General features: G+C 59.7%; 23 protein-coding genes, 4 tRNA genes and 1 pseudogene. 9 read left to right on the top strand and 19 right to left on the bottom strand.

Annotation, left to right across the window (positions count from 1 at the left end):
* Positions 1–122 precede the first annotated feature (122 nt).
* The 4 genes from ONZ54_RS02265 to ONZ54_RS02250 all read right to left on the bottom strand — a co-directional run bounded on the left by ONZ54_RS02265 (position 123) and on the right by ONZ54_RS02250 (position 1,905).
* Entirely contained in the window at positions 123–569 is a 447-nt protein-coding gene (locus tag ONZ54_RS02265; RefSeq protein WP_271787361.1) for a DUF2787 domain-containing protein, read from the bottom strand.
* Positions 570–635: 66 nt separating this feature from the next.
* Positions 636–1,130 carry a hypothetical protein gene (locus ONZ54_RS02260; protein WP_271787360.1) on the bottom strand — a complete coding sequence of 165 codons (495 nt, stop codon included), beginning with the start codon at positions 1,128–1,130 and terminating at the stop codon, positions 636–638.
* Between the two features lie 19 nt (positions 1,131–1,149).
* Entirely contained in the window at positions 1,150–1,674 is a 525-nt protein-coding gene (locus ONZ54_RS02255; protein WP_271787359.1) for a hypothetical protein, read from the bottom strand.
* Positions 1,675–1,686: 12 nt separating this feature from the next.
* Positions 1,687–1,905: a hypothetical protein gene (locus ONZ54_RS02250; RefSeq protein ID WP_271787358.1), complete on the bottom strand. Its 219-nt coding sequence runs from the start codon at positions 1,903–1,905 to the stop codon at positions 1,687–1,689.
* Between the two features lie 148 nt (positions 1,906–2,053).
* Here ONZ54_RS02250 and ONZ54_RS02245 point away from each other — a divergent pair, with 148 nt between their 5' ends.
* On the top strand, positions 2,054–2,449 hold the full coding sequence (locus tag ONZ54_RS02245; protein ID WP_271787357.1) for a hypothetical protein: 396 nt from the start codon (positions 2,054–2,056) through the stop codon (positions 2,447–2,449).
* Positions 2,450–2,782: 333 nt separating this feature from the next.
* On the opposite strand, the pseudogene ONZ54_RS02240 reads toward ONZ54_RS02245, so the two are convergent.
* The 6 genes and pseudogenes from ONZ54_RS02240 to plsY form a co-directional block, all read right to left on the bottom strand.
* Positions 2,783–2,923, bottom strand: a pseudogene (locus ONZ54_RS02240) (potassium channel family protein); the annotation flags it as partial.
* Between the two features lie 290 nt (positions 2,924–3,213).
* Positions 3,214–3,289 (bottom strand) — tRNA-Asn (locus tag ONZ54_RS02235).
* A gap of 8 nt (positions 3,290–3,297) precedes the next feature.
* Positions 3,298–3,373, bottom strand: a tRNA-Phe gene (locus tag ONZ54_RS02230).
* A 10-nt stretch (positions 3,374–3,383) separates the two neighbouring features.
* Positions 3,384–3,459 (bottom strand) — tRNA-Thr (locus ONZ54_RS02225).
* A 51-nt stretch (positions 3,460–3,510) separates the two neighbouring features.
* Positions 3,511–3,586, bottom strand: a tRNA-Phe gene (locus ONZ54_RS02220).
* Between the two features lie 47 nt (positions 3,587–3,633).
* Complete coding sequence (gene plsY / locus ONZ54_RS02215; RefSeq protein ID WP_265466634.1) at positions 3,634–4,296, bottom strand: glycerol-3-phosphate 1-O-acyltransferase PlsY; 663 nt, start codon at positions 4,294–4,296, stop codon at positions 3,634–3,636.
* Positions 4,297–4,465: 169 nt separating this feature from the next.
* Here plsY and folB point away from each other — a divergent pair, with 169 nt between their 5' ends.
* The 3 genes from folB to ONZ54_RS02200 all read left to right on the top strand — a co-directional run bounded on the left by folB (position 4,466) and on the right by ONZ54_RS02200 (position 6,012).
* Positions 4,466–4,837 (top strand): dihydroneopterin aldolase, encoded by a 372-nt coding sequence (gene folB, locus ONZ54_RS02210; RefSeq protein WP_059113476.1) that lies wholly within the window; start codon positions 4,466–4,468, stop codon positions 4,835–4,837.
* Between the two features lie 52 nt (positions 4,838–4,889).
* Positions 4,890–5,399, top strand: coding sequence for a 2-amino-4-hydroxy-6-hydroxymethyldihydropteridine diphosphokinase (gene folK, locus ONZ54_RS02205; RefSeq protein WP_271787356.1), 510 nt, complete (start codon positions 4,890–4,892; stop codon positions 5,397–5,399).
* A 124-nt stretch (positions 5,400–5,523) separates the two neighbouring features.
* A complete protein-coding gene (locus ONZ54_RS02200) occupies positions 5,524–6,012 on the top strand; it encodes a YbaK/EbsC family protein (RefSeq protein ID WP_059113474.1) in 489 nt (162 codons plus the stop codon).
* A 21-nt stretch (positions 6,013–6,033) separates the two neighbouring features.
* Here ONZ54_RS02200 and mdtD read toward each other — a convergent pair whose 3' ends face one another.
* From mdtD to ONZ54_RS02180, 4 genes are all read right to left on the bottom strand, one after another.
* Positions 6,034–7,422 carry a multidrug transporter subunit MdtD gene (gene mdtD / locus ONZ54_RS02195; protein ID WP_021139016.1) on the bottom strand — a complete coding sequence of 463 codons (1,389 nt, stop codon included), beginning with the start codon at positions 7,420–7,422 and terminating at the stop codon, positions 6,034–6,036.
* A 61-nt stretch (positions 7,423–7,483) separates the two neighbouring features.
* On the bottom strand, positions 7,484–8,611 hold the full coding sequence (locus ONZ54_RS02190; RefSeq protein WP_271787355.1) for a CobW family GTP-binding protein: 1,128 nt from the start codon (positions 8,609–8,611) through the stop codon (positions 7,484–7,486).
* A gap of 71 nt (positions 8,612–8,682) precedes the next feature.
* Complete coding sequence (locus ONZ54_RS02185; RefSeq protein ID WP_271787354.1) at positions 8,683–10,077, bottom strand: D-arabinono-1,4-lactone oxidase; 1,395 nt, start codon at positions 10,075–10,077, stop codon at positions 8,683–8,685.
* Between the two features lie 117 nt (positions 10,078–10,194).
* On the bottom strand, positions 10,195–10,812 hold the full coding sequence (locus tag ONZ54_RS02180) for a LysE family translocator (RefSeq protein WP_271787353.1): 618 nt from the start codon (positions 10,810–10,812) through the stop codon (positions 10,195–10,197).
* 77 nt (positions 10,813–10,889) lie between these two features.
* Here ONZ54_RS02180 and ONZ54_RS02175 point away from each other — a divergent pair, with 77 nt between their 5' ends.
* Positions 10,890–11,801: a LysR substrate-binding domain-containing protein gene (locus ONZ54_RS02175; RefSeq protein WP_271787352.1), complete on the top strand. Its 912-nt coding sequence runs from the start codon at positions 10,890–10,892 to the stop codon at positions 11,799–11,801.
* 71 nt (positions 11,802–11,872) lie between these two features.
* On the opposite strand, the gene ONZ54_RS02170 is transcribed toward ONZ54_RS02175, so the two are convergent.
* Positions 11,873–12,796 carry a LysR family transcriptional regulator gene (locus ONZ54_RS02170; RefSeq protein WP_271787351.1) on the bottom strand — a complete coding sequence of 308 codons (924 nt, stop codon included), beginning with the start codon at positions 12,794–12,796 and terminating at the stop codon, positions 11,873–11,875.
* A 176-nt stretch (positions 12,797–12,972) separates the two neighbouring features.
* Between ONZ54_RS02170 and ONZ54_RS02165 the strand changes: the two genes are divergently transcribed.
* Positions 12,973–13,722, top strand: coding sequence for a 3-oxoacyl-ACP reductase family protein (locus ONZ54_RS02165; RefSeq protein ID WP_021139022.1), 750 nt, complete (start codon positions 12,973–12,975; stop codon positions 13,720–13,722).
* A gap of 255 nt (positions 13,723–13,977) precedes the next feature.
* Here the strand turns inward: ONZ54_RS02165 and ONZ54_RS02160 are convergent, their stop codons facing one another.
* The 3 genes from ONZ54_RS02160 to ONZ54_RS02150 form a co-directional block, all read right to left on the bottom strand.
* The gene (locus ONZ54_RS02160; protein ID WP_271787350.1) at positions 13,978–15,561 is read right to left on the bottom strand and encodes an EAL domain-containing protein; all 1,584 of its coding nucleotides are present in this window, start codon (positions 15,559–15,561) and stop codon (positions 13,978–13,980) included.
* A 332-nt stretch (positions 15,562–15,893) separates the two neighbouring features.
* Positions 15,894–18,491, bottom strand: a complete 2,598-nt coding sequence (gene acnB / locus ONZ54_RS02155) for a bifunctional aconitate hydratase 2/2-methylisocitrate dehydratase (RefSeq protein ID WP_058394578.1) — start codon at positions 18,489–18,491, stop codon at positions 15,894–15,896.
* Positions 18,492–18,719: 228 nt separating this feature from the next.
* Positions 18,720–20,978 carry a patatin-like phospholipase family protein gene (locus tag ONZ54_RS02150; RefSeq protein ID WP_096119744.1) on the bottom strand — a complete coding sequence of 753 codons (2,259 nt, stop codon included), beginning with the start codon at positions 20,976–20,978 and terminating at the stop codon, positions 18,720–18,722.
* Positions 20,979–21,236: 258 nt separating this feature from the next.
* Here ONZ54_RS02150 and ONZ54_RS02145 point away from each other — a divergent pair, with 258 nt between their 5' ends.
* The 3 genes from ONZ54_RS02145 (at position 21,237) to ONZ54_RS02135 (ending at position 25,275) form a co-directional block, all read left to right on the top strand.
* The gene (locus tag ONZ54_RS02145; RefSeq protein WP_017411941.1) at positions 21,237–23,147 is read left to right on the top strand and encodes a methyl-accepting chemotaxis protein; all 1,911 of its coding nucleotides are present in this window, start codon (positions 21,237–21,239) and stop codon (positions 23,145–23,147) included.
* A 163-nt stretch (positions 23,148–23,310) separates the two neighbouring features.
* Complete coding sequence (locus ONZ54_RS02140) at positions 23,311–24,957, top strand: methyl-accepting chemotaxis protein (protein ID WP_131731549.1); 1,647 nt, start codon at positions 23,311–23,313, stop codon at positions 24,955–24,957.
* 135 nt (positions 24,958–25,092) lie between these two features.
* Positions 25,093–25,275: a hypothetical protein gene (locus tag ONZ54_RS02135; RefSeq protein WP_043137314.1), complete on the top strand. Its 183-nt coding sequence runs from the start codon at positions 25,093–25,095 to the stop codon at positions 25,273–25,275.
* Here the strand turns inward: ONZ54_RS02135 and ONZ54_RS02130 are convergent.
* Positions 25,272–26,228: a GGDEF domain-containing protein gene (locus tag ONZ54_RS02130; RefSeq protein WP_271787349.1), complete on the bottom strand. Its 957-nt coding sequence runs from the start codon at positions 26,226–26,228 to the stop codon at positions 25,272–25,274. The two genes, ONZ54_RS02135 and ONZ54_RS02130, sit on opposite strands and share 4 nt — an antisense overlap.
* Between the last annotated feature and the right edge of the window lie 37 nt (positions 26,229–26,265).

Below are 26,265 nucleotides of genomic sequence, written 5' to 3'. Positions count from 1 at the left end.
AGGGAGGTCGGATCCCTGTGCCGGTCTGGTGGTAATGATTTATCTGTTGGTGGTGATGTTGGCCGCTGATGGTTTACCCACTCGCGGCCAACGGCTTTCCGGTCGATATCCGGTCTTCGGCGTCAGTCTGGCGTCACCGTCAGGGCGAATACGTCCATCTGCACGTAGCAGCAAAAGTTAAGCTGCCAGAGCTCAAACCACTCATTCACCTCTGCCAGTGACATTTCACCCATCAACGAATGGGTGTACTCGCCCATGCTGAAATCGAAATCCAACTCCTTGGCAAGCTCGGTGGACCAGCCTTGGCCCACATAGGCGAAGTCGGTGACGTAGCGCAGATGCCAGCCGTCATCACAGCGTTCAAGACAGATCTCGACTGGGTGATAGCCTCCAGTTGTTGCGCTGTAGTCTGGATCTCGATAGTTGAGGGTCAGGGCTGCTGGTGTGGCGCCATTCGGAATCTCGTCTGGGCGATCCTCCAGCGCCGAGCTGATGGCCTGCTCTAGTAGCGTTTGCAGGTCGTGACTTATCCTCACAGGCAAGCCCGTGATAACGAGGGTAGGTTTCATATTGGATTCTCTTTAACTGAAAGGTGGGGATTCGCGTGACGGAACAGAGCAGGCTGACGACGTGGGTTAGTTGGTGGTGCTGACCTTTGGCAGCTTGGTCTTGAGGCTATCAAACCACTCGGTATGCTTGCCCGTGATCAGATGACCGAACCGCACTTCCGGCGCTACCTTGGTCAATTCTAGATGGCGCAGTACGGCAGCCAGAAACCCTGCATTATTGCTACTGCCCTTGAAGTGCCAGATCACCTTGAACAGGCCAGAGGTAAATGCCTTGTCCGGCTGTTGCTCATTCAGCAGATCGACGACTTGCGCCAAGCCGAACCACTCCTTGGAACAGAGGCCACCGCCACTGCTGCCGGTCAGACGGATCAACAGCTCAGACTGTTCAGGTTCATGGCCTATCTCATAGCCCACAGTGGTAGTTGAGCCTGGCGAGAGCAACATGGCGACACCACTGGTCAAGATAACCTTGGCAGGTAGCGCGGGTTTATCGCAGGCCTTGTTCTCGGGCTGGGTATTGGTCTGCTGGCTGGCGGCTTGCTTGTTGGTCTTGCTATTCATATTGGGATCCTCGGATAAATCAGATAGTGGACTTCAGGTAGATGGTGGTGCCCAAGTCGGGCTGTACCTGTTCAGGTTTTAGAACGAAGGCCAGATGCTGGAATACAGGGAGTGGAGCTGACAGGGCATCGAACGGAGTGCCGTAACCAGTGAAGCTATAGGGCTCCCATGCTTCCACTTCTGGGAGAGGCAGCCAAAACACGGCATCTTCAGCGCAGTCGATCAGCTTGATCGTTCCCGCTGCTAACCGCCAATAGTCAGCGTAGTAACCGTTGTCATCATCCCGGACTAACTCGCCTATATGGGATGCTATCGAGATCAATACTTCGGGCGCTTCACTGTGCAGGGACTTGGCCTTGAGGACAGTCGCCTCTTTGATCACGACCAGCAGCACAGGCTGGTTTTCATCTGGCAGGAACTCAGGAACATACATTCCATTCATGATGACCTCCTGCATCAGCAAGCTCAGCGTCTGCCAGCTGTAGGCATAACCCTTGAGCGTTTCGTGAGATGCGTATTTCCCTTCTTGAATAAACTCATCCATGGCTAACCTCCCTCAGTCCGCTGGGCCGGTGATGTAGCCAATAGCTCCACCGATGATGGTGCCTGCGACGGCTCCAGGGATACCGCCTTTGGCACCGACACCAGCTCCGGTGAGTGCGCCTTTGACTGCCCCCCTGGTGCTGCCCTTAACCGTGAAGTCGACACTGCCGTCTCTCATTGGCTTGATACTGATCGCGGCTACTTGTTTGCGCAAAATTTGGTGGATAAACATGCTCTGTCCTTTGGATCGTGGATATGAAAAAGGCCCTGAGCGGATAGCGCAGGGCCTGATGTTCTGGGTGAACATGGTTTTAATATATGTTTAAAAAACAAATAGATACTGATACTTTACGTCATAATCCCATACAGGACCCTAAGATATGACCGAATCATCGACTGCGATGAAATGCCGCTATATGGAATACGAAGAAACCGATGCTTTCTACAACCGATTGGATGAACTGATTAAAGACAAGAACAGAGTTATTGTTCGCTGCATTGACCATAAGCTTGAGGTGGACTCGAAGCTGTGGAAGCGCCTTAAAAACTGCTCGAACATTGATGAAGTGCCAGCATCTTCGATCACCCCTTTATGCACGGCCAGATGTGCCTGCGTTGTTGAGAGCGCTGGCCTGATTGCTTACATCGCTACATTGATAGCCGCATTGATTTTTTATGGTATTTACAAAGGGTACCGTATTCGCCTAAAAGGAACTCCTCGAATTAATGGCGTAGAACTTGGGGAGTGTGACGTAGAATTTGATCCTCCAAAATAAAATTGAAGCGACCGGATATCCCCCAGACCTGCATTGAGCATATCCGGTCAACTCTGCTGGGGTAACTTTTGACATCAGGGTCACAGTCCGCGCACACTCTTGCCTGTCATTTCCTCTGGTTGCGCCTCTCCGGTCTTACCATAGCCAACACTCTCAGCGGCAAAGACCGGAGCTGGCGACCGGAGAAATGGCCTGACGGCGAACGCTGTTATCTACTCATCTGAGTGACACCATTCACCACAAACATAGCGTTGCCAAGCGGACCAGATATGGACCGGAACCTAATATGGAACGGTAACCGTCAGCCAGAAATGCAAAGAGACTCTAAAGAACCTCTATTTTCTGCTCCGCCATCCAGTCGCTGAAATGGGGTAGCGAGGCCACCAGCAGATCCCAAATCAAGGGATAGTCATTCTCCCGGCGCCACTCGTTGAACTGTTCGGGAGAAAGCTGCCAAAGCTCGGTTGCATTCATACATTACCTCGATCACAAAGATGTCTCGCCCTCGCCAGATTGAGAGTCATGGTGCACAAAGCCCTGGCGGATACGGCGGGTCAGGCACAGGAAAAGCGGTGCGACAAACGCCCGGCACGTCACCATACTAGGCGAGAAACAGAAGGCAAGTCACTGACAGGGAAGGAATAAGTGGGGATGGATGCGACAGTTTGTCCCGCAGGCGAACACTTATTGCGCAACGCGTAGGTGACAATGGCCGTGGCAAACAGGCAAAGAAAAAGCCCAGCATTGCTGCTGGGCTTTTGTGTTGGCTCCTCCTGCTGGACTTGAACCAGCGACATACGGATTAACAGTCCGCCGTTCTACCGACTGAACTAAGGAGGAATTGTACTTGGTGCCCAGAGACGGAATCGAACCGCCGACACGGGGATTTTCAATCCCCTGCTCTACCGACTGAGCTATCTGGGCAATATATAAATGGTGCCGGCTACCGGAATCGAACTGGTGACCTACTGATTACAAGTCAGTTGCTCTGCCTACTGAGCTAAGCCGGCACACTTAAACCACTGTGCATGAACTAATTTTTTACTTCATGGCACCAAATTTGGTGCCCAGAGACGGAATCGAACCGCCGACACGGGGATTTTCAATCCCCTGCTCTACCGACTGAGCTATCTGGGCGTGGGCGCTATTAAACGGATTTTAAGGCAGGTGGTCAACGGGAAATTTCACTTTTTGTCTCGTTCGTCTCTTTTTTGCGCAACATCATCCATTTCCCCTACTTCTTCCTGTCGGCGCTGTGCCTGGCGGCCCCAGACTCTGGGTTCTTCCCCCTTCAACAGACGGGCTATGTTCTCGTGATGGCGGATGAGGATGAGGCAGGAGAGCAGGGAAACCGGCAGTGTGTATTCCGGCTTGATCAGATAGGTAAAGAGTGGGCTAAACAACACGGTAATGATGGAGGCCAGCGAGGAGTAGCCGCTCACCAGCAATACCAGCAGCCAGGTGCCGATCACGGCTCCCCCCATGGTGAAGCCAATGGGCATCATGGTGCCGAGTGCCGTCGCCACCCCCTTGCCACCCCGAAAGTGGAAGAAGATGGGGTACATATGACCCAGGCAGGCAGCAACCCCGATAAAGCCGAGGTAGACGGGCTTGATTTGCAGATACCAGGCAAGATAGACAGGCGCCGTGCCCTTGAGCACATCGAGCAGCAAGACCACCAGCGCAGCCACTCGACCACCGAGGCGCAACACATTGGTCGCCCCCGGATTATGGGAGCCGTGATCCCGTGGATCCGGCAGACCCGTGATGCGGGAAACCAGCACGGCACTGGACAACGAGCCGCCCAGGTAGGCCAGAATAATCATCAAAATCGTCAGGGCCGTCATCTTGGTCGTTTTTACCACGATATGAATGGGGTATGATGCGGGCCACATTCTCTGGCTCGGGGTTGCCCAAAGGCGTGTCGCCCAAACCGACCGCGCGGCAAACTGCTTGCCGAGCCTGCATCCCTGCGCTGTCATCACAGCCCATCAAGAGTAAAGAAGAAGTACTGTCATGGACAAGGTGTTTATTCGCGGACTCGAGGTTTTGACCACCATCGGTGTATATGAGTGGGAGAAGGGCATTCGCCAGAAGCTCTGTTTCGACCTCGAAATGGGGTTTGACAACCGTCCCGCCGCTGCAACCGACGATATCAATCTGGCACTGGATTACGCCACCCTCTCTCGCAAGATCTGTGATCACGCCTCCAGCAAGGTGGTGGAGCTGGTCGAAACCATGGCCGAACAGGTCGCCATGCTGGTACTGGCCGACGAGCGGGTGCAATGGGTAAAGGTCACCCTGACCAAACCGGGTGCTGTCCCCAATGCGGCTGGCGTCGGGGTAGAGATACTGCGCCATCGCACTCCGGCTGCGAGCGCCTGCTGATGACCACCATCTATATCAGCCCGGGCTCCAACCAGATAACAGGGAGCACTGCATGACCCGTATCTACATCAGCCTGGGTTCCAATATCGAGCGGGAGCACCATATCCGCGCCGGTCTCGATGCCCTGCATGCCGAATTTGACGAGCTCACCGTCTCCCGGGTATTCGAGAGCGAGGCGGTTGGCTTTGCCGGTCGCCCCTTCTACAACCTGGTAGTCGGCGCCGACACAGATCTGCCGCTGGCGACCCTGTGCCAACGGCTGCGTGCCATGGAGTTTGCCCACGGCCGCGAGCCGGATGCCAAGAAGTTTGCTCCACGCACCCTGGATCTGGATCTGCTGCTGTATGGCGATCAGGTCTGTGATGTACCGGTCGCGCTACCCCGTGGCGAGATCCTCACCAATGCCTTCGTCCTCTGGCCGCTGGCCGAGCTGGCACCGAGCCTGCGCCACCCGGTCGATGGCCGCACGCTGGACGAACTGTGGCAAGGTTACGACAAGGCATCCCAGCGACTCAGCCCCATTCCCTTTCACTGGGAAGCGCGCGAGCTGCAGCATTACTGAATCAACAAGGGCACCCTAGGGTGCCCTTGTTGCATCTTGCAAGGCGGCTTATCCGCCATAAGAAAGTGTGATTGGGCCCGGCCCGCCATGGCTGGCAGGATAGGGCTCGCCACAGGAGACCCCCATGCCGCTCGATACCATTCACGACTTCAACTGCCAGCTACTGGCCCCATTGCCTCACCAGCGCTATCAGCACGAACCCATCCTCGACTACGCCACCGACGAAAGAGTCAGGGCCCGCTTTGGCTGGCAGGCGGTGTTCAGCAAGACGCTGTTTCTCAAGTTCAAGGATGGCCGCTTCGCCCTGCTGCTGACCCATCAAGGGGGGCGACTCGACAACAAGGCGGTCAAGGCCGCGCTCGGTGCCAAGCCGTCTATCTGCACCGCCGAGGAGATGCAGGCAGAGATTGGCTGCCTGCCGGGAGCCGTCTGCCCCTTCCTGCCGAGGGCTGACATTCCCCTGCTGGTGGACTCGGCCCTGCTGGCCCATGATGCCTTCACCTGGACGCCGGGCCACCCGGAGCAGACCTTTATCCTGGCGACCGAGCATCTGCCCCGAGTGCTGGCCCAGTTACCCTGCCAGGTCAGCTATCTCACCACGATTCAAGCCTGATTGCTGACGACAGCGACCGGATCACGCCTTGTCGCTTGCCAGTTGGGCGAAGATGAGCGCCGCCAGCATGGACATGAGACCGATGCACAGATAGGTGAGGTGGAAACCGGCCAGCCACTGCCCACCCGAGGCTGACGAACCGGCGGAGAAAAGCCCCAGCAGGCTGGCGGCGATGGCGACCCCCAAGCTCATGGAGAGCTGCATCACCACCGACAGCAGTCCATTGCCGCTGCTGGCGTGCTCCGGACTCAAATCCTGCAGGGTCAGGGTATTCATGGCGGAAAACTGCAATGAGTTGATGGCGCCAAACACCATCAGCCAGCCCAGCAGCACCCCATAGGGAAGCTGGTTATCGATGAGGGCAAAACTGGCGATCATGGCCCCCAGCGCCAGTGTGTTGCCGATCAGAATGCGGCGATAACCGATGCGTGGAATCAACTTGTTTACCAGCGTCTTGGTCAGCATGGCGCCGAGTACAGTGGGGATCATGGTCATCCCCGCCTTGCTCGGCGAGAACCCCAGCCCCAGTTGCAGAAAGAGCGGCGTGAGGAAGGGCATGGCGCCACTGCCGAGGCGGGCAAACAGGTTGCCCCAGACACCGATGGCGAAGGTGGATGTCTTGAACAGCGCCAGACTGAACAGCGGTTGCTCGGCATTGGCGGCATAGAGCCAGTAGCTCGCCATGGCGGCCAGACCGGACAGCAACGCAAACAGCGCCCAACCGGTGGAGATGCTGTGCTCACCCAACCCCTGCAAGCCAACCGACACCAGCACCATGCCGGCGCTGAAAAGCACGAAGCCCTGCCAGTCGAACTTTGCCGTGCCTTGACGCAGGTCGGGCATGAAGTGCCAGCTGGCGATAAAGCCGAGTATCCCCACCGGCAGGTTGATGAGAAACACCCAGTGCCAGCTCGCCACTTCCACCAGCCAGCCTCCCAGCGCGGGGCCTATCAGCGGCCCCACCAACCCGGGAATGGTGACGAACGACATCACCCGCAGCAACTCATGTTTGCTGTAGACCCTCAGCACGGCGAGGCGCCCCACCGGCATCAGCAGGGCGCCACCTATGCCCTGCAACACCCGTGCGGCCACTAGCATGGGCAGCGTATTGGCGGCGGCGCAGGCCAAAGACCCCAGGGTAAACAGCAGGATAGCCGCCAGATAGATACGGCGAGTGCCGAACCTGTCCGCCAACCAGCCAGAGGCGGGAATGAGCAGTGCCACCGTCAGCATGTAGGCGATGATCACCGACTGCATCTGCAGCGGGCTCTCCCCCAGGGTTTCGGCCATGCTGGGCAGGGCCGTATTGAGGATGGTGCCATCCAGGGTTTGCATGAAGAAGCCGACCGCCGCCAGCGGCGGCAGCCACTTGCGTTGGGCAGGCGTAACCATGTGTGTGCTATCGGGCATGAGCAGCCACCTCCTCTTCAGATAAAAAAAGACCCGCACGAAAGCAGGTCATATCAGCCTGTCAGGCATCCGGCTGGCCGAGCATGGCTCTGAGCTGCTCTTCCAGACTGGGCTCGGGGGCCTTGAGCGTATCCAGGAACAACCGCTCTATCCCCGCCTTATCCTGACTTTTCACGATAAACACCAGCCGGGACTGGGCCTTGCCCTCCGGCCAATCTCCCAATGCCTGCAGCGGATAGAGCTGGCCGTGTACGCCGTGGATCACCACAGGCTGGCTCTCTCCCTCCAGCTGCAAAATCCCCTTGAGCCGCAGCAGGGCATCGCCATATTGGGCCTGCACCGCATCGATGGCCGCCAGCAGGCGAGAGGGCTTGAGCGGCTCGCCGATACGCAAAGAGAAACTCTCTATGTTGCCGTGCTCGAAGTGGGTCGGCGCGGCCGTGCCCACCTTGGCGGCGAACGGTTTCATCTTCGGCTGCATCGGCGAGGCCAGCCCCTGCTTGGGGGATTCGGTGCGCAGCCAGGCCAGCAGCTGGCGCACGTCACGCCCCGCCGCCTCGTTGTAGGCGCCGAGCTTCTCCAGCACCGCAGGCGACAGCTCGCCGTTGGTGACCAGCTCGATGGGGGCCGCCGGGTTGAGGGCGGCCAGCTGGGCCTCGACCCGCGCCAGCTGATCGTCCTCCACCAGATCCCCCTTGCTCACCACCAGCAGATCCGCCAATGCCACCTGTTTCACCGCTTCATACTGGGCCGCCAGCTGCTGTTCGATATGGCCAGCATCCACCACTGTGACTGTGCCGTCGAAGCGGTAGCGCTGGGCGATAAAGCCCTCTTCGCGCAGGGTAAACAGCACGGGCGCCGGATCGGCCAGACCGGTTGTTTCTATGATGAGCCTTTTGAACGGCTTGATCTTGCGCTGGATGGCGCGCATGAACAGTCCCTGCAGCGCTTCCACCAGGGAGCCCTGCACCGAGCAGCAGATGCAGCCGGAGTCGAGCAGCACCACCTGCTCGTCCACCTGCTGCACCAGATGGTGATCCAGCCCCACAGAGCCGAATTCGTTGATCAGCACGGCGCACTCGCCGAGTTCCGGCTGCTTGACCCAGTGGTTGAGCAATGTGGTCTTGCCGCTGCCGAGAAAACCGGTCAGCAGGGTTACGGGGATCCGGGTGTCTTGCATATCTGTCATATCGATGACTCCCCCTTGGTCGGCAGGGTGATGAGCGCGCGGGTATCTTGCATATGGGTCATGTTCAATCCTTACCGGTTGGCGAACAGACGCTTAAGCCAGCGGTTCTCGAAGCGGCCATGGGGATCGAGCTCGCCCTTGAGGGCCAGGAAGTCGTTCCAGCGCGGCAGCAGGGCCGGGAAGTCGTAGAGATCCATCGCCAGATGCTTGCCAAAATGGGGGATGCCACCTAGGGGCACCAGCAGTTGCTGCAGTTCGCGCATCTGCTCCATGGAGCCGTTGACAAAGGTGCCATCTGCCGCCAGATAGACCAGGAAACCGACCCAGCAGACCGATTTATCGTAGGCGGCGCTGAGCCAGGCCTCGGAGGGACCGGTACAACGCAGGATAAAGGGGTAGTGCAATACGCCCGGGTTGGCCTGCTGCCACGCTTGCAGGATCGCCAGCGCCTCGTTCATGCGGTGCAGCGGCACCGCCACCTCGCAGTTGATCTGGGGTGCGGGTATCCCCTTGCAGAGGATCTGGTAGACGTTGCCCACCAGATCGGAGGCATCCTTGAAGCGGCGCACCGTCTCGAAGTGCTCCCCCGCCAGCGCCTCATCCTTGGTGTCTTTCGCCATCTTCTGCAGGGTGGCATCTATGGTGGCGTTCATGCGGGCATCTATGTCGCCCTCCAGCAGCAGCGGCTCGCTACCCGCGGCGCGGTAACGGGCCACCTCTTCCTCGGAGGCGGGATCCACCAGCCAGATGTGGCTCTCTCCGGTCCAGGCGAACCACCAGCTCTTCACGAAGCCGTGCTCCCGGTTGAGCCGCTCGTTGTGCGCCAGCAGGAAGGGGTAATCGGTGGTGAACTTGGTGCAGCGCATGATGCGGTTTGGCACGGTGCGAAGGGTGACGTCGAGCAGAATGCCGAGCATGCCCATCCCCATCACGAAGGCGCCGAAGCGCGGATCGGTGCGATCCACCCGGACGATCTCGCCACTGGCCAGCATCACAGTCATCGCCTCCACCGCATCGCACAGAGCGGACTGGTGCAGCCCCTGACCGTGGGTGCCGGTGCTGAGCGCCCCGCCCAGAGTCTGGATGCCGATGACACCGGGGGATGCCGGCAGTATCCGCTCCATGGCGATGAGTTCGGCGTAGACGGTATCGAGCGGCGTGCCCGCCTGATAGGTGACGGTATCGGCGGTTTTCGCCAGCTGGCCGCGCAGCAGGTGCAAATCCACCAGCAGTGCCTGACTGCCCTCGGCATAGACGCTGTGAATGGGTTCGAAGGAGAGGCCTGATCCGATCAGCCGCAGCTTGCGCTCCGGGTATTCACGCAGCAGCGCCTGCAGCTCGTCGCGGTTCTTCGGGCGCCACACCTGATCCAGGGCGCCGAGGGGGTTGGTCTTGGACCAGTTGAACAGCACCTCCCGATTGTTGATCGCCTTGATGCTGTGAAATGCCTGGAACTTGACCGTCATACCGCGCCTCATCTGACTTCTAAATGAGCGGCAATTCTACCGAAAAGCGGACCACAAGGCATGAAAAACAAGCCCCTACAGTCGGGGGTGGATAAGGGGGATGACTCCCCCACTCCCTCAGCGCGATTGCTGGGTCAGTGCCAGCAGCATGCCGAACCCCACCAGCAAGCCGCCAAACACCCGGTCAATCCAGTGGCGCACCGCCAAGAGACGGGCCCGTACCGACGCGGTGGAGAAGAAGAGTGCCACCGCACTGAACCAGACCCCGTGGGCCAGTACTATGAAGGCGCCATAGCCAAGCTGGACGCCAAGTGGCGTCTGCGGCTGTACCACCTGCATGAACAGGCTGACGATGAAGATGGTGGTCTTGGGGTTGAGCACATTGGTCAGAAACCCGGTGCGCAGTGCCCCCAGGCTGGAGAGGGTCGGCTGGCTGGCCATCTCCTCATGGGTCACAGGCCTGGCGCGCAACATCTTGATGCTGAGGAAGATGAGGTAGGCGGCCCCCGCCAGCTTGATGAGGTTGAACAACCAGAGCGACTGCTGGATCAGCAGGCCGACCCCCAGCAGGGTGTAGGTCACATGGACGCAGACCCCGGCCGCTATGCCGAGCGCCGTCAGCACGCCGGTGCGACGGGAGAGCAACAGGCTGTTGCGCGACACCATGGCAAAATCGGGCCCAGGGCTGATGACGGCAAAGAAGGTAATGGCTACTACGGCTAACAGTTCGGTCATGAAAAAGAATCCTGATGCTGAGAGATATCGGCTATTTTATTTGGCATCCACACTAATAACGAACGATAACTTCTGACATGAATGGTGATAATAACTCACAGAAAGACCTCTCCCTCCCCTCCCTGACGGCACTGCGCTGTTTCGAAGTGGCTGCCCGCACCGAAAACTTCAGCCGCGCCGCCGATGAGCTGCATCTCACCCATGGCGCCATCAGCCGGGCGGTGCGCCTGCTGGAGGAGGATCTGGGGATCGGGCTGTTCGAGCGCCGCCAGCGCCGGGTCTTTCTGACCGAGGCGGGCAGCAGGCTCCATGAGGCCGTAAAGGAAGGGCTGGGCAGGATCCGGGAGACGGCGCAGGCGCTACGCCAGCAGAGCAAGCCCCAGTCGCTGGTCATCTCCTGCGAACCCACCCTGCTGATGCGCTGGCTGATCCCGCGCTGGCCCGCCTTCCAGGCCCTGCATCCCGAGCTGGACGTGCATTTGATGGCGGGCGGCGGCGCCCTCAGCTTCGGCAGCGGCATAGATCTCGCCATTCGGCGCAATGACTTTCACTGGCCTGATGACCTTTACAGCCAGCCGCTGTTCGAGGAGCAGACAGGGCCCGTCTGCCAGCCGGGCAAGGTGGCGCAGTTTTTCGAGCAAGGAGGAGAGCTGCCGGCTCTGCGCCCCTCGGCCCCCCGCCTGCACACCAAGACCCGTCCCGCCGCCTGGCAAAGCTGGCAGGAACAGGCCGGACAGAGTACAAGCGATGAGGCGCCGACCCAGACCTTCGAACACTTCTACTTCAGCCTGCAGGCCGCCGTGGCGGGCCTTGGCGTCGCCATCGGCCCCTACCGGCTGGTGTGCGACGATGTCGCCGCCGGCCTGCTGGCCGCCCCGCTCGGATTCATCCCGGATGACACCGGCTATCACCTGCTCGCCCCCGCGCCACCGATTCCCGGCAGCCCCCATGAGAAGCTGGCGAACTGGCTGCAATCCCTGAGCAAATAGGTTACGACACCTCGCGGGCCCAACCTGCTTCCCTGGCCCGCGTGTGGCCGCCGGACAGTGACGACACAGATTCAGCGGGCCCGGAAACCACTGCCACTCTTTTGCGCCGCCAGCAACAAGGCATCGACCACAACACGCAGCTTGGGCTGCATGTGCTGGCTCCTGGCCCAGATGACATTGATCGGCATCTCGCCACCGGACTGGTCATGAAGCACACAGACCAGCGCTCCCGAGTCCAGCTGTTCGTTGACCAGCCAGGTCGGCACCTGAACCAGGCCAAGGCCAGCCAGCGCCGCAGCCAGTACGGCCTCACCATCCCCCATCTCGTAGCGTACCGGGATGTCGTAAGCCTCCGTCCGACCCGCCCCATTCCTTAGCAGCCAGCTATGGCGATGCCCAGATCGCCAGTCGATGATGCAGTCGTGCCGTGACAACTCATCCGGGGTCAGGGGAACCCCGCGTCGGGCCAGATAGGAAGGGGCCCCGCAGATGACCAGCTTCTGCTCTCCCAGACGACGCGCAACCAGATCGGCCTGATCCTCCAGCGCCCCGATGCGCACCACCAGATCAATGTTGGCCTCAATGAGATCAACCTTGCGCTCATTGAAGGTCACCGACAGATCCAGCTGCGGATGGCTGCCTGCCAGATCCAGCAGGATCGGCAGCACATGCCGGCGGCCGAACGCAGAAGGAAGATCGAGACGAACGCGACCCGACGGACTCTGCTTTTCCGATGCAAAACTGCTCTCTGTCTCCTCCAAAACTCTGATCGCCTGGAGACAACTGGCCAGATATGCCTCTCCCTCCAGGGTCAGGCTCACCCGACGGGTTGTTCTGTGCAGCAGCTTGACCCCCAGTCGCGCTTCCAGCCGCACTATGCTCTTGCTCAACGCCGACCCGGTCAGCCCCAGCACCAATGCCGCCGTGGTGAAACTGCCCGACTGCGCCACGGCAACAAAGTGCCTGACACCCAGGAAGGGGTCTTGTATTGCCATGGATTCAGTCCCTGAAGGAAATAGAGATTGGAATAATAGCCACTTAATCAATTTCAAGGAATCAATCACACTGTTTGCAGGCTCATTCAACGCCGCATCTTGCAGGTGATGGATTGGATGCCCTTGAGTTCCCAACTCGCTCAGACATGACTTCATGACCAGACAGGAGAGACCAGATGTTGACCGTTAAATCCCTCAGTGGACAAGTTGCCTTCGTACAGGGTGGTTCACGCGGCATTGGTGCCGCCATTGTAAAACGCCTCGCCCGCGACGGTGCCGCCGTTGCCTTCACTTATGTCTCCTCGGCCAGCAAGGCAGAAGAGATAGTCGCGACCATCACGGCTGCAGGTGGCAAGGCGCTGGCCATCCGTGCCGACAGTGCAGATGCCATCGCCGTACAGCACGCCATCCGCCAGACAGTCACCACCTTTGGTCGGCTGGACATCCTGGTCAACAACGCCGGGGTGCTGGTATGGGGCAACATTGAAGAGCTGACCCTGGACGATCTCGATCGCACCCTGGCCGTCAACATCCGCAGCGTGTTCGTGGCCTGCCAGGAAGCAGCACACCACATGGGCAAGGGGGGGCGCATCATCAACATCGGCAGCACCAACGCAGACCGCATCCCCATGGCGGGGGGTTCCGTCTACGCCATGAGCAAGTCAGCCCTGGTCGGTTTGACCAAAGGCATGGCACGGGATTTGGGCCCTAAGGGCATCACGGTGAACAACGTCCAGCCAGGCCCGGTCGATACCGACATGAACCCGGCTGACGGGGAATCGGCGGCGCAGCTCAAGGGGATGATGGCACTGGCCCGTTACGGCAAAGATGAGGAGATCGCCAGCTTCGTCGCCTACTTGGCGGGGCCCGAAGCGGGCTATATCACAGGCGCCAGCCTGACCATAGACGGTGGTTTCTCCGCCTGACCACGTGGATCAGCCTCCCAGTAGCCATAAGTAGTCTCTGCACTGGTCCGGGAGCCGATTGCTGAGCCAAAGACCCCCCTTTGATTCAAAGGAGGGTCTTTTTTTGAGCAATACCGCTGCGCGAGTCTGCTCGTGGGGAAAAAACCTGTTCCGCCCTTCTGGTATCGTCACTCAAAGCGCCCATTCCCTGCTTGGGCAACATGAATCCGATACTCTGTTGTTCTAAAGAATAGGGATTACAACAGCATGAGCCGCTCAGCCCGGATGAGGATCCGCCAGCTCGGGCAAGCTGCCGGCCAAAGCCTCTCCCTGTGGCAAATCGTCACAGAAGTGCTGGAGCGGCATGGGGCGACCAAACAGGTAGCCTTGCATGTAATTGACTCCTTTGGATCTTAGATAGGCGGCCTGCAATTCGCTCTCGACCCCTTCTGCTATCAGTAACAAGCCCAGTCTGGCGCCCAGGTCGATGACATTCGCCACTATGTGCTCGGAGAGTGACTCTGTACCGATACGGCCGATAAAGGATTGGTCGATCTTCAGATAATCCACGTGGAACTGCTGCAGATAGAAGAGGCTGGAGTGACCCGTTCCGAAGTCATCGATGGCCAGCTTGACCCCCATCTGATCCAGTTGCCTGAACAGGGAGAGGGTATTCGGATCCACCACCAGCAGCTCACGCTCGGTCAGCTCCAGCACCAGCACTATCTTGCCGGGGGCAAACTGCGCCAGAAAAGTGCGGCACTCCTGCAGCAGAGCCAGGTCGCGACAGTGGGCCGCGCTGATATTGAAACTGATGTGAAAGCCATCGGGCAGGCGTGCCTGCTCCCGGCTCAACACCTGGGCCACCTTCTTCATGATCAGGGTCGTCATGGGCACTATCAGCCCGGACTCCTCCGCCTGGGGAATAAAGAGGTCGGGACGGATAAGACCTGAATTGGGATGCTGCCAGCGCATCAGCACTTCCACCCCCATCAACCTGGTGTCACTCGTGGTAACCAGAGGTTGCAGATAGGGTTCGAACTCCTTGGCCCGCAGCGCTCTGCGCAACTCACCGACCGGGGAACCCGGGCGGCCCAGCAGCCACCATACCAGCAGTGCAAAGGCTAACGAGAGACCGCACAGCAGAGAGAGGATCAGAGATTTGTGATCCCACAGCGAATGCCAGTAAGCCAGGGTCACGTAACCGGCATGAATGGAGAAGGGGTAATGTGGTGAAGTCAGCTCGGTTCTGGCCAGAGCATGCAGGTCGGGGGCCTTGTCCAGATAGTGGCCTGCTTCATCAAACCAGGTGCTGCCCACCTGCATGAAGAGATTGCCGGCGTGATGGCTCAGGGTCAGCATGACGCTCAGGTATTCCCCATCGATAGCGCTCAAGGCTGCATTTCTTCCCTGCTCACTGCGCACTATCAGCAAGGGATGATTGGCCCGCACCTGATTGCCACGCATCAGCAGCAACTTGCGCGCTATATAGGGGCTGGCATCATCGACCTCACGCACAGAGCCAAACAGGGAGGTGCAGTACAGCATCCCCTCCTTGACCAGGTTGACCGAGCGAACAAAAGGCACCAGTGCGACCTGCTCACGCAGCTGGAAATTGATCTCGTCACAAGGCGCGCCCACCAGCGGCAGCACCTGACGATTGGCTCGCTCGGCGTGATCCAGCATGTTTTCCATGAGCGTCATCGCCTTGTGGGCGGCGGCGGCGGAACCGGACTCCAGCTCCTCCATATAGCTTTTGTGCGTTGCCCATCCTCCCACCAGCAGCGGCAGGATGAACACCATGAGAGCGCAGCAGAGCCGAAGCCAGCGGCGGGAGAGATCGATATAAAAAAAATGCATAACCGATTCATCCAAAGAAACGGCCCGCCAGCCCGAATCAGGTGAGCATCAGGCAAACGGCAATGTGGTTATGACGACAAGCCCCACCAGTTTGCGCTGACCGGGCTTTCCCCCTGTTTTCCCGCAGTGACTGCCGCGGGGATCTCCCTCTCTTCTCTCTGGCAATGCAGGACAAAAGGAGGGATGCAGCTTACCTCAGCTTGCCATCCGAACCACTTATCCTGAATAAATATTTGTGTCTGTATGCATCGTATGCAGCCCTGTTACCCAATAAAAAGAGCCCCGACACTGCCGGGGCTCTTTTGCATCAGATGACGGCGAATGCCGGAATCTTATACCGCTTGTTGCAGGATCACTGCATCGGCCTTCTTGGTGTAGGAGGCGATCTCGTTGAAGTTGAGGTAGCGATAGGTATCGGCCGCAGTGGCATCCAGGGTCTTGGCGTACTGCAGATACTCGGCAACGGTCGGGATCTTGCCAAGGATGGCGGCAACGGCAGCCAGCTCGGCAGAGGCCAGGTAGACGTTGGCACCTTTACCCAGACGGTTCGGGAAGTTGCGGGTGGAGGTAGAGACCACAGAAGCCCCTTCCGCCACGCGCGCCTGGTTGCCCATGCACAGGGAACAACCCGGGATCTCGATGCGAGCACCGACGCGACCGAAAATGCCGTAGTAGCCCTCTTCGGTCAGCTGATCCTTGTCCATCTTGGTGGGCGGTGCAATCCACATGCGGGTCGGCAGTTCGCCCTGATACTTCTCGAGCAATTTACCGGCGGCACGGAAGTGGCCGATGTTGGTCATGCAGGAACCGATGAAGACTTCATCGATCTTGCTGCCAGCCACGTCGCTCAGCAAACGGGCATCGTCCGGATCGTTCGGCGCACACAGGATGGGCTCCTTGATGGTGGCCAGATCGATCTCGATGATTTCGGCATACTCGGCATCCTTGTCCGCTTCCAGCAGGACAGGCTTGGCCAGCCACTCCTCCATCCCCCGGATACGGCGGGTGATGGTGCGCGGGTCGCCGTAGCCTTCGGACAACATCCATTTCAGCATGACGATGTTGGACTTGAGGTACTCGGTGATCGGCGCCTGATCCAGCTTGATGGTGCAACCGGCCGCGGAACGCTCGGCACTGGCGTCAGCCAGCTCGAACGCCTGCTCCACCTTCAGGGTCGGCAGACCTTCAATTTCGAGGATGCGGCCGGAGAAGATGTTCTTCTTGCCCGCTTTCTCGACGGTCAGCAGCCCTTTCTGGATGGCGGCATAAGGGATGGCATGAACCAGATCACGCAAGGTGATGCCCGGTTGCAGTTCGCCCTTGAAGCGCACCAGCACGGATTCCGGCATGTCCAGCGGCATTACGCCAGTCGCGGCGGCAAAGGCCACCAGACCGGAGCCCGCCGGGAAGGAGATACCGATGGGGAAACGGGTGTGGGAGTCACCACCGGTACCGACGGTATCCGGCAGCAACATGCGGTTCAGCCAGGAGTGGATGACGCCATCACCCGGACGCAAGCTCACACCACCGCGATTCATGATGAAGTCCGGCAGAGTGTGGTGAGTCTGCACGTCGATGGGCTTGGGATAGGCGGCTGTGTGGCAGAAGGACTGCATGGTCAGATCGGCGGAGAAGCCGAGGCAAGCCAGATCCTTGAGCTCATCGCGGGTCATGGGGCCCGTGGTGTCCTGGGAGCCGACCGTGGTCATTCTGGGCTCGCAGTAGGTGCCCGGACGAATGCCCTGCACGCCACACGCCTTGCCCACCATTTTCTGGGCCAGGGTGTAACCCTTGCCGGTATCGGCCACAGGCACAGGACGACGGAATACGGTGGAGAACGGCAGGCCCATGGCTTCGCGGGCCTTATCGGTCAGGCCGCGACCTATGATCAGCGGAATACGGCCACCGGCGCGCACTTCGTCGATCAGCACGTCGGTTTTCAGTTCAAACTGGGCCAGCACCTGATCGGTGCCGTGCTTGCAGATCTTGCCGCCAAAGGGGTAGATGTCGATGACATCGCCCATCTCCAGCTTGGAGACATCCACTTCGATGGGCAGGGCGCCCGCATCTTCCATGGTGTTGAAGAAGATGGGGGCAATCTTGCCGCCGAGGCAGACACCGCCGGCGCGCTTGTTCGGCACGAACGGAATGTCGTCACCCATGAACCAGAGCACAGAGTTGGTGGCAGATTTACGGGAAGAGCCGGTACCGACCACGTCGCCGACATACGCCAGCGGGAAACCCTTCTCTTTCAGGGCATCTATGGTCTTGATGGGGCCGACGGTGCCGTCATTGTCCGGAGTGATGCCGGGGCGGGCATTTTTCAGCATGGCCAGGGCATGGAGCGGAATATCGGGACGGGACCAGGCGTCCGGCGCAGGGGACAAATCATCAGTGTTGGTTTCACCGGTCACCTTGAACACGGTCACAGTGATCTTCTCGGCCAGCTCGGGACGAGAGAGGAACCACTCGGCATCGGCCCAGGATTGCATCACCTGCTTGGCGTGAGCATTGCCCGCCTTGGCCTTCTCTTCCACGTCGTGGAAGGAGTCAAACATCAACAGGGTGTGAGACAGACCCTTGGCAGCAAGAGGGGCCAGGGTGGCATGGTCCAGCAGGTCGATCAGCGGCTGAATGTTGTAACCACCCTGCATGGTGCCCAGCAGCTCAACGGCTTGTGCCGCGGTCAGGATGGGAGAATGGGCTTCGCCCTTGGCGATGGCGGTGAGGAAACCGGCTTTGACATAAGCCGCTTCATCAACACCTGGTGGAATTCGGGAGGATAACAGCTCTTTCAGAAAGTCTTCTTCGCCAGCGGGCGGGTTCTTGATCAGTTCAACCAGGGCGGCGACCTGCTCTGCATCCAGAGGTTTGGCAACCACGCCCTCGGCGGCACGTTCTGCGACGTGTTTACGGTATGTTTCAAGCACGACTAATTCCTCTTTGGTCTTTTTTTGGGGTTCGCCCAGGCTCGCGGCGATCGTCCTTGCGGGACACCCGTAGGGTGCCCCTCACTATATAAGTTTTAACGAGTAATTAAAATCCAAACCCTGTACAGATATTCAACAAGGCAAGCTAACCAATTAAACTTGCTCACATTTTGTCGCCACATAAAAACCAGGCAAAAAATAAGTTAACAAAAAGGCATCATTTGGCCGTTATTCGAATGTGGTGCCCAATTGCAGATAGAACATGTTGTTGCCTCCCTCCGCAATGCCATAACCGAGGAAGATGGGGCCGAGGAAGCTCTCTATCCCCACGTAGACGGATCCTCCGGTGTAGGAGCTCTCGATACTGATGTCTTCCCCCTTGTCCCACACCCCTCCTTGCTCGAGGGAGCCCCCCAGATAGAGCGGCGCCCGCAGCGCACCAAAGTCGTTGTCGACCACCCGATAGATGTAGCGCAGCCCGCCAAACAGACTGTAGCGACCGCTGAGCTGGTAGCGCTGGAAACCGGACATACGGAACAGCCCCCCCAGATCCTGCACGAACAGCGGATACTCTTCCTGCGAGGTGGAGCCGCCCCCTTCCAGCAGCAGGTTCAGGCTGTGCCTGTCCCAGGACCAGGGCTTGATCATCGCCAGGTGGTAATTGATCCCTTCATAGCGATCATTTATCTCGTCGACGTCATCGAGCCGGACGGTGGAGTATCCCCCCTTGATGTTCCAGTAGACACCCTGATAGGGGAAGTAGCGGCTGTCGAGGGTATCGTGCTCGAAGCGGACATAAGGGCCCCAGGAGGAGGCATCCGTGTCTGCGCCTTTCACGTTGCGGATATCTATACTGCCGACCTTTCCCTCCAGCCCCAGCGAGAGGCGACTCCAGGGTTGCCGATTCCAGCCCACCGCCAAATCGGCGCTGGTGAAGCTGTATTCGGAGTCGATATAGCTCACATCATTAGCACCGTTCGGGTCTTCAGGGATGAAAATCCGGCGCTGGGTCTTGTCATAGGCCAGGCTCGCCTCGCCGTAGAAGGTCTGGGAAGGCTCCAGCGGCGAATAGAAGTCGGTCTTGAGGTGCTTGGCGGTGCCCAGGGAGGCCTCAGTCAGCCACTCGGCGCCCCACTCATTCAAGTTGGTGAGTGTGTAGGACATGCCGACGTTGTAGTTGGAGCTGCTCTCGAAGTCGTCGGAGAAGCCAAACTGGAAGTTGAGGTAGCCCGGCCCCCAGTTTTTCTCGCTGGCATCCACCACCAGCACGTTCTCTCCGTCGCGCTCTTCCACCTCATAGGTGATGCGGTCAAACGACTCCAGTGCGTAGAGGCGGCGAATGCCCGCCTCCAGACTTTCATTGGTCTGTATCTTGTCGGGTTTCACCTTCAACATGGCGCGCACCGTCTCGTCGGAAAGGCGTGACTTGTTGAGGATCTCCACCTTGTCGATGTAGTAGGCAGGCTGACCGCTGCGCTCGGCACGGCGGCTCAACTTCTGGTTGCGATAGACGGCGTACTCCCTGGGCGAGAGGGAGAGCGCATCGAGCTGGGTAGCGGCGCGGTTGGCCACCGCCTCCCCTTGCTTGATCCCCTCCGGCATCAGGGAAAAGTCGGCGATGCCCATGTTGCCAAATTCAGGGGTCAGCAGAATATCTTGCGGCCCCAGCAGCGCCCTCTGCTTGTCGGTGCCGACCTGGGTCATGTAGGTGGTGAGCTGATCTATCATGGCGAGGCCGGACTTGAGGGATTCCCGGGTGCGCAACCTGGCACCGATATCCACGGCTATCACAACGTCGGCTCCCATCCCCTTGGCCACGTCCACCGGCATGTTGTTGACAGTACCGCCGTCGGCCAGGATATGTCCCTCCCACTCCACTGGCTTGAGGGCGCCGGGAATGGACATGGATGCCTGCATCGCCTTGGCAAGGCTGCCCCCCTCCAGTACGAAGGGCGTCACAGTCTCCATGTCGGTTGCCACGGCGCGATAGGGGATGGGCAGGTCGTCGAAGCTCTTCTGGGCCGGCAGGTTGGACGTGGCGTGGCGCAGCAGGCTGGCCATGGACTGGCCCTGGAAGAATCCATCCGGAAACTGGACAGCGTCACCGTTGACACCGATATCGGTGCGCAGCTGATACTTCTCGCTCTGCTGCTTCTTGCGCAGGGATAGCTCGTCCCGACCGACCTTGTCCTGATATCCCTTGTTCCAGTCGATGGCCAGGGTGGTGCGCTCCACCTCCTCTGCGCTGAGCCCCATGGCGTACATGCCCGCCACGTAGGAGCCCATGCTGGTGCCCACTATGATATCCACCGGAATGCGCTTCTCCTCCAGCACCTTGAGGATGCCGATATGAGCCGACCCCTTGGCACCGCCACCGCTCAGCACCAGGGCAATCCTGGGCCGTTCGGACTGGGCCGCCGCCATGAGTGGCAAGCCTGCCAGCAAAATCAGAAACAGGTGGGTCCATCCCCGACGAAAGATGCGCATATGATTTTCCATTGAATCCAGTGCGAGCCAAGTAAGCAGTGACGCTTACTATAAAGTGCGAAAATCTAACCGCAACAGCCACGACAGCAATATAGGGCTGCGATGGAGGCGCTGTTCGTTGATAAACCGGAGCTGCACCAGCGCGCCCCTGTGAGCGCAAACGCAATCCATCAATAAAACCGGTTAGCCCCTCAAGGGCATCACCACACTGCCGTTAATATGTGCTCAATCCCGTCTCCACACTTCTGAGTCACTCCCATGCTTGCACGCCTGACACTCAAACAGAAAATTCTGGCCACCGTCACCCTGGCCGTGGTGCTCTCCTGCCTGCTGGTGGGTTACTTCAGCCAGCGCTCGGCGCAACAACTGATCGAAACCCGCATGTTCGAGCAGGAGCTGCCCAACCTGACCCAGCGTATCGGCAAGGAGATCGAGAAGGATCTGACTTCGGTCGCCAATGCCGCCAGACAGCTGGCCAACGACCGCTTCGTGCTGGACTGGGTCGCCCGCGGCATGCCCAAGGAGCAGGAGTCCATCCTCATCGATCAGCTCAAGGACATGACGGCCCAGTATGATTTGGTGACCGCCTCCTTCGCCGATCGGCAGAGCGCGGCCTACTACAACCAGGATGGCTTCCTGCGCAACCTGACCCCTGAGCAGGACGCCTGGTTCTACGGCTATACCAAGAGCCCGCAAGACCTGATGCTCAGCATCTTTCGCGAGACCAATGGCGAGGTGAAGCTGTTCGTCAACTTCCAGCAGCTCAACGGCCGCGGTCTGGCGGGGCTCGCCAAGTCCCTCGACAGCATGGTCAGCATGCTCGCCAACTTCCGGATCGGTGACAGCGGCTTCGTGTTCATGACAGATGGCAGCGGCAAGGTGAAGCTGCACCCGGATGCCGCCCGCATCGATCGGGACAACCTGACCCGACTGGCCAGCGGCACCACAGCCAACCTTCTGACCAAGCAAGCGTTCGCCGCCACCCAGGCCGAGGTCGATGGCCAGGCCGTGATACTGGCCACCAGCTACATCCCCATGCTCGACTGGTATCTGGTGGCCCAGGTGCCGGAAGCCGAGATCTATGCCGAGCTGGACAAGGCACGACTGCACATTGTGCTGGTGAGCCTGGCCATCGCCGCCGGCATGGGCTTGCTCGGCATGCTGCTGGCCGGTTCCGTCAGCCGCCCGCTCAACGAGCTGGCCCGTCTGTTCCGTGAACTGGGCAGTGGCGATGGCGATCTCACCCAGCGCCTTAAAGTAGAAGGCCACGATGAGCTGACCCAGGTTGCCACCGGCTTCAACAACTTCGTGGCCAAGATCCACGGCTCCATCGAGCAGGTCGCCAGCAACTCCCGCCAACTGGCCGCTACCGCCAACGAGGTGGCCAGCAAGGCGCAGCTGACCCAGCACAACTGTACCGCCCAGCGCGACCGTACCGTCCAGGTGGCGACAGCCATTCACGAGATGGGGGCGACAGTAGGCGAGATCGCCGGCAACGCCTCCCTGGCGGCAGACGTCGCCAGACAGGCCAACGAGCAGGCGGATGCGGGTGCTGTCGTCGTCGCCCAGGCCCGCCACGGCATCGTCGGTCTCTCCAGCGAAATTGAGCAGGTCGCCGGTGTCATTGAATCCCTGGCCAACCAGACCGACTCCATCGGCAGCATACTCGACACCATCCGCAGCATCTCGGAGCAGACCAATCTGCTGGCACTGAACGCCGCCATCGAGGCGGCACGGGCCGGTGAACAGGGCCGGGGCTTTGCCGTGGTAGCCGACGAGGTACGCAATCTGGCGAGCCGCTCCGCCGCCTCCACCGCCGAGATCCAGGGCATGATCAACCGGCTGCAGGAGCAAAGCGCCCGCGCGGTCAGTGCCATGGCCCAGGGTCGCAACCAGAGTCTGGAAGTGGTGGCCCAGGCTGACGAAGCCAATGCCGCCCTTGGCCATATCACGGCCCACATAACCCAGATCAGTGACATGAACATCCAGGTCGCCACCGCTACCGAGGAACAATCCAGCGTGGTGGGCGAGATCAATCGCAACGTGGAAGACATCAACCAGCTCACCATGGAGACGGCCGACATAGCCCACCAACTGACCGAGTCGAGCCGCAGCCTGCAACAACTCTCAGGCGAGCTGGACAAGCTGGTCGGCAACTTCCGCCTGTAAGCGGCGTCGGGAGTCACACCTAAAAAGGAGCGCCATGGCGCTCCTTTTTTATGCGGCTTGCGGCCCATTCCCCGTGCCTTTGCCCGGGAGGCGGCCAATTCATATCTATACTGGCAACAACCCTCATCGACCACATCATGGCCCGCCATGAAGGAGCACTCCCTTGCTAGAAGGTAAACTGACGCTCAAATTGCAGCTGATCCTGGCTGTCACAGTGCCCTGTCTTGCCCTCTTGCTCGTGGGTGGCGCCAGCCTGAGAAGCATGGGCTCCATCCAGCAGCAATCCACCGAGCTCTACCAGAACACGGCCACCCCCATGCGCGCCATGGCGGAAGTGGTATCACGCATCCCCCGCATGCGGGTGGGGATCGACATGATGCTGCTGCAAGATACCTCCCTCAAGGATGAACGGGGCGTACTCAGCCGGGTCAAGGATGCCCGTGACGAGGACATTCCCGAGATGCGTCAGGCCATGCAGCAGGCGGTAACCGCCCAGACGGATCCGGCGGCCAGAGCAGATGCGCAAAAATTGCTGAGCCAGTTTGAAGGAATGGAGCGCAACGAGCTGAACCCCATGCTGCAGGCACTGGAAAAAGGGGACATGGAAGCGGCGAGAGGCATCTATCGGGATCGCTATACGGTCACCTATGGCACCATGCGCAAGGATGCCAACACCCTGCTCGATGGCCTGATCCAGCAAGCACAGCAGCGTCATCAGCGCGGTGAGCAGAGCTATGCCAGTGGACGAATGCAGATGATCACCATCATCAGCGGCGCCATCCTCATCTCGCTGCTGGTCTCGGTGCTCATCCTGATCAACCTCAAGCGTCGGGTCGGCTTCCTGCAACAGTACATCGGCTATGCCGCCGAGCATCTGGCGCTGGACTCCCGCGCCAAGCTCACTGGCAACGACGAGCTGGCGGAGATCACGGAGAGCTTCAACCACTTCGTCAGCAAGATCCACAGCGCCATCGAGCAGGTCGCCAGAAACTCCCACCAGCTCGCCGCCACCGCCGACGAAGTGGCCAACAAGGCGCAGCTGACCCAGCAAAACTGCACCGCCCAGCGTGACCGCACAGTACAGGTGGCCACCGCCATCCACGAGATGGGCGCAACCGTGAGCGAGATAGCGGGCAACGCCTCGCAAGCCGCCGAGGTGGCCAGACAGGCCAACGACCAGGCTGAAGCGGGCGCTGGCGTGGTGGCCCAGGCCCGCCACGGCATAGTCGGTCTTTCCGACGAGATTGCACAGGTGGCGGGCGTGATAGAGTCGCTGGCGACGCAGACCGACTCCATCGGCAGCATCCTGGAGACCATTCGCAGCATCTCGGAGCAAACCAACCTGCTGGCCCTCAACGCCGCCATCGAGGCGGCCCGCGCCGGTGAACAGGGCCGTGGCTTCGCCGTGGTGGCCGACGAGGTACGCAACCTCGCCAACCGCTCTGCCGCCTCCACCGCCGAAATTCAGGGCATGATCAACCGGCTTCAGGATCAGAGCGCCCGTGCTGTCAGCGCCATGACTCAGGGCCGCAGCCAGAGCCTGGCGGTAGTGACCCAGGCCGACGAGGCCAATGGTGCACTCGGTCAGATCACCGCTTACATCACCCAGATCAACGACATGAACATCCAGGTCGCCACCGCCACCGAAGAGCAGTCGAGCGTGGTCGGCGAGCTCAATCGCAACGTGGAGGACATCAACCAGCTCACCATGGAAACTGCCGACATAGCCCACCAATTGACCGACGCCAGCCGCAGCCTGCAACAACTCTCCGGCGAGCTCGACAAGCTGGTGGGCAATTTCCGGCTGTAACCCCTTCTTCCCCTCACACGAGGAGCGTCGCGGCGCTCCTCGTCATATCAGCGGCAAGCCATGACGCACACCCGCAAACTCGCCTCCGCCCCTGCCTGAAAATGCCCCATAATCAGGGAAATAACAGGAGGCATTATGGGCAAGCTGGTTGTGACTATGTTGCTGGGAAGTCTGCTCTGCGCCTGCAGCAGCGGGCCTGTGCGGGTGCACGGTGCCGATGTCAGCGTGGACGATACCCGGATCCGGGTCAGTGATGGCGATCGCGGAGGGTATGGCACCTTCTGTCCGCCTGGACAAGCCAAAAAAGGGCGCTGCTAGCGCCCTTTTTTACAATCATACATCTGTTTGTCCGCCTGTTGCAGCAGCAGATCCAGCGCCGGTGACGAGAGTGCATCATAGTGCCCCACCCCGACCGAGCAGCTCAGCCGATAGGGTTTGCCGCTCTCCCGATTGAACCCGGCCAGGGCCTCATCAAGCCGTGCCAGCACCCGTGGCACCTCTGCCGGCCCAGTGCCCGGCAGCAATACCGCAAACTCGTCCCCGCCCAGTCGGGCAAAGATGTCCGCATCCCGAAAAACGCCACACATCAGACACGCCATCTGTTGCAGGGCATCGTCACCGACGTCGTGCCCCAGCCGGTCGTTGATCTCCTTGAACCGGTTGAGGTCGAGAAACAGCAGGGTTGCCGCTCTCCCCTGACGATGGGCGAGTTGCAGACACTTGTGTGCCAGCAGCATGAAACCGCGCCGGTTGGTGATGCCGGTCAGCTCATCCATGGTAGCCAGCTGGATCGCCACCAGTTCGCGCTCCACCATGCCGGCCAGATCCGTCAGCAAGTCCCGCTGCCGCTCATCCAGCAGGCGCGGCTTGCGATCTATGATGCACAGGGTCCCCAGCTTGTACCCCTCCCCAATCTGCAGCGGGCTGCCCGCATAGAAACGTATGTGGGGATCCCCGGATACCAGCGGATTGTCGGCGAAGCGCAGATCCCGGGTCGCATCCTCCACCACGAAGAGCTCATCGCCGAAAATGGCATGACCACAGAAGGAGATGTCCCGCGGCGTCTCCGGCACAGGCAAACCACAGCAGGATTTGAACCACTGCCGATCCTCATCCACCAGTGACACCAGCGAGATGGGCACATCGAACATGTTGCGGGCCATACGGGTGATCCGGTCGAATCTTTCTTCGGCAGAGGTATCCAGAATGGCCATACGGCGCAGCGCATCGAGGCGCAGGCGTTCGTTGTCAGGAGTGGCCGGTGTTTGCATCGCAGGATCCATCGCGTGAAGTAACAGCCCTCAGCAT

Origin of the sequence: Aeromonas salmonicida (assembly GCF_028355655.1) — a bacterium.
Taxonomy (GTDB): Bacteria; Pseudomonadota; Gammaproteobacteria; order Enterobacterales; family Aeromonadaceae; genus Aeromonas; species Aeromonas salmonicida.
The sequence above is the reverse complement of the archived record's forward strand: the minus strand, read 5'-3'. Positions and strand labels throughout refer to the sequence as shown.

Coding starts and splice junctions, on each gene's coding strand:
- folK (WP_271787356.1), top strand. CDS start 4,890: ATGACCCGTATCTACATCAGCCTGGGTTCCAATATCGAGCGGGAGCAC.
- ONZ54_RS02190 (WP_271787355.1), bottom strand. CDS start 8,611: ATGACAGATATGCAAGACACCCGGATCCCCGTAACCCTGCTGACCGGT.
- ONZ54_RS02245 (WP_271787357.1), top strand. CDS start 2,054: ATGACCGAATCATCGACTGCGATGAAATGCCGCTATATGGAATACGAA.
- ONZ54_RS02170 (WP_271787351.1), bottom strand. CDS start 12,796: ATGGCAATACAAGACCCCTTCCTGGGTGTCAGGCACTTTGTTGCCGTG.
- ONZ54_RS02165 (WP_021139022.1), top strand. CDS start 12,973: ATGTTGACCGTTAAATCCCTCAGTGGACAAGTTGCCTTCGTACAGGGT.
- mdtD (WP_021139016.1), bottom strand. CDS start 7,422: ATGCCCGATAGCACACACATGGTTACGCCTGCCCAACGCAAGTGGCTG.
- ONZ54_RS02255 (WP_271787359.1), bottom strand. CDS start 1,674: ATGGATGAGTTTATTCAAGAAGGGAAATACGCATCTCACGAAACGCTC.
- ONZ54_RS02180 (WP_271787353.1), bottom strand. CDS start 10,812: ATGACCGAACTGTTAGCCGTAGTAGCCATTACCTTCTTTGCCGTCATC.
- ONZ54_RS02175 (WP_271787352.1), top strand. CDS start 10,890: ATGAATGGTGATAATAACTCACAGAAAGACCTCTCCCTCCCCTCCCTG.
- ONZ54_RS02160 (WP_271787350.1), bottom strand. CDS start 15,561: ATGCATTTTTTTTATATCGATCTCTCCCGCCGCTGGCTTCGGCTCTGC.
- ONZ54_RS02265 (WP_271787361.1), bottom strand. CDS start 569: ATGAAACCTACCCTCGTTATCACGGGCTTGCCTGTGAGGATAAGTCAC.
- folB (WP_059113476.1), top strand. CDS start 4,466: ATGGACAAGGTGTTTATTCGCGGACTCGAGGTTTTGACCACCATCGGT.
- ONZ54_RS02150 (WP_096119744.1), bottom strand. CDS start 20,978: ATGCGCATCTTTCGTCGGGGATGGACCCACCTGTTTCTGATTTTGCTG.
- plsY (WP_265466634.1), bottom strand. CDS start 4,296: ATGACGGCCCTGACGATTTTGATGATTATTCTGGCCTACCTGGGCGGC.
- ONZ54_RS02200 (WP_059113474.1), top strand. CDS start 5,524: ATGCCGCTCGATACCATTCACGACTTCAACTGCCAGCTACTGGCCCCA.
- ONZ54_RS02250 (WP_271787358.1), bottom strand. CDS start 1,905: ATGTTTATCCACCAAATTTTGCGCAAACAAGTAGCCGCGATCAGTATC.
- ONZ54_RS02145 (WP_017411941.1), top strand. CDS start 21,237: ATGCTTGCACGCCTGACACTCAAACAGAAAATTCTGGCCACCGTCACC.
- ONZ54_RS02185 (WP_271787354.1), bottom strand. CDS start 10,077: ATGACGGTCAAGTTCCAGGCATTTCACAGCATCAAGGCGATCAACAAT.
- ONZ54_RS02135 (WP_043137314.1), top strand. CDS start 25,093: ATGGGCAAGCTGGTTGTGACTATGTTGCTGGGAAGTCTGCTCTGCGCC.
- ONZ54_RS02260 (WP_271787360.1), bottom strand. CDS start 1,130: ATGAATAGCAAGACCAACAAGCAAGCCGCCAGCCAGCAGACCAATACC.
- ONZ54_RS02130 (WP_271787349.1), bottom strand. CDS start 26,228: ATGCAAACACCGGCCACTCCTGACAACGAACGCCTGCGCCTCGATGCG.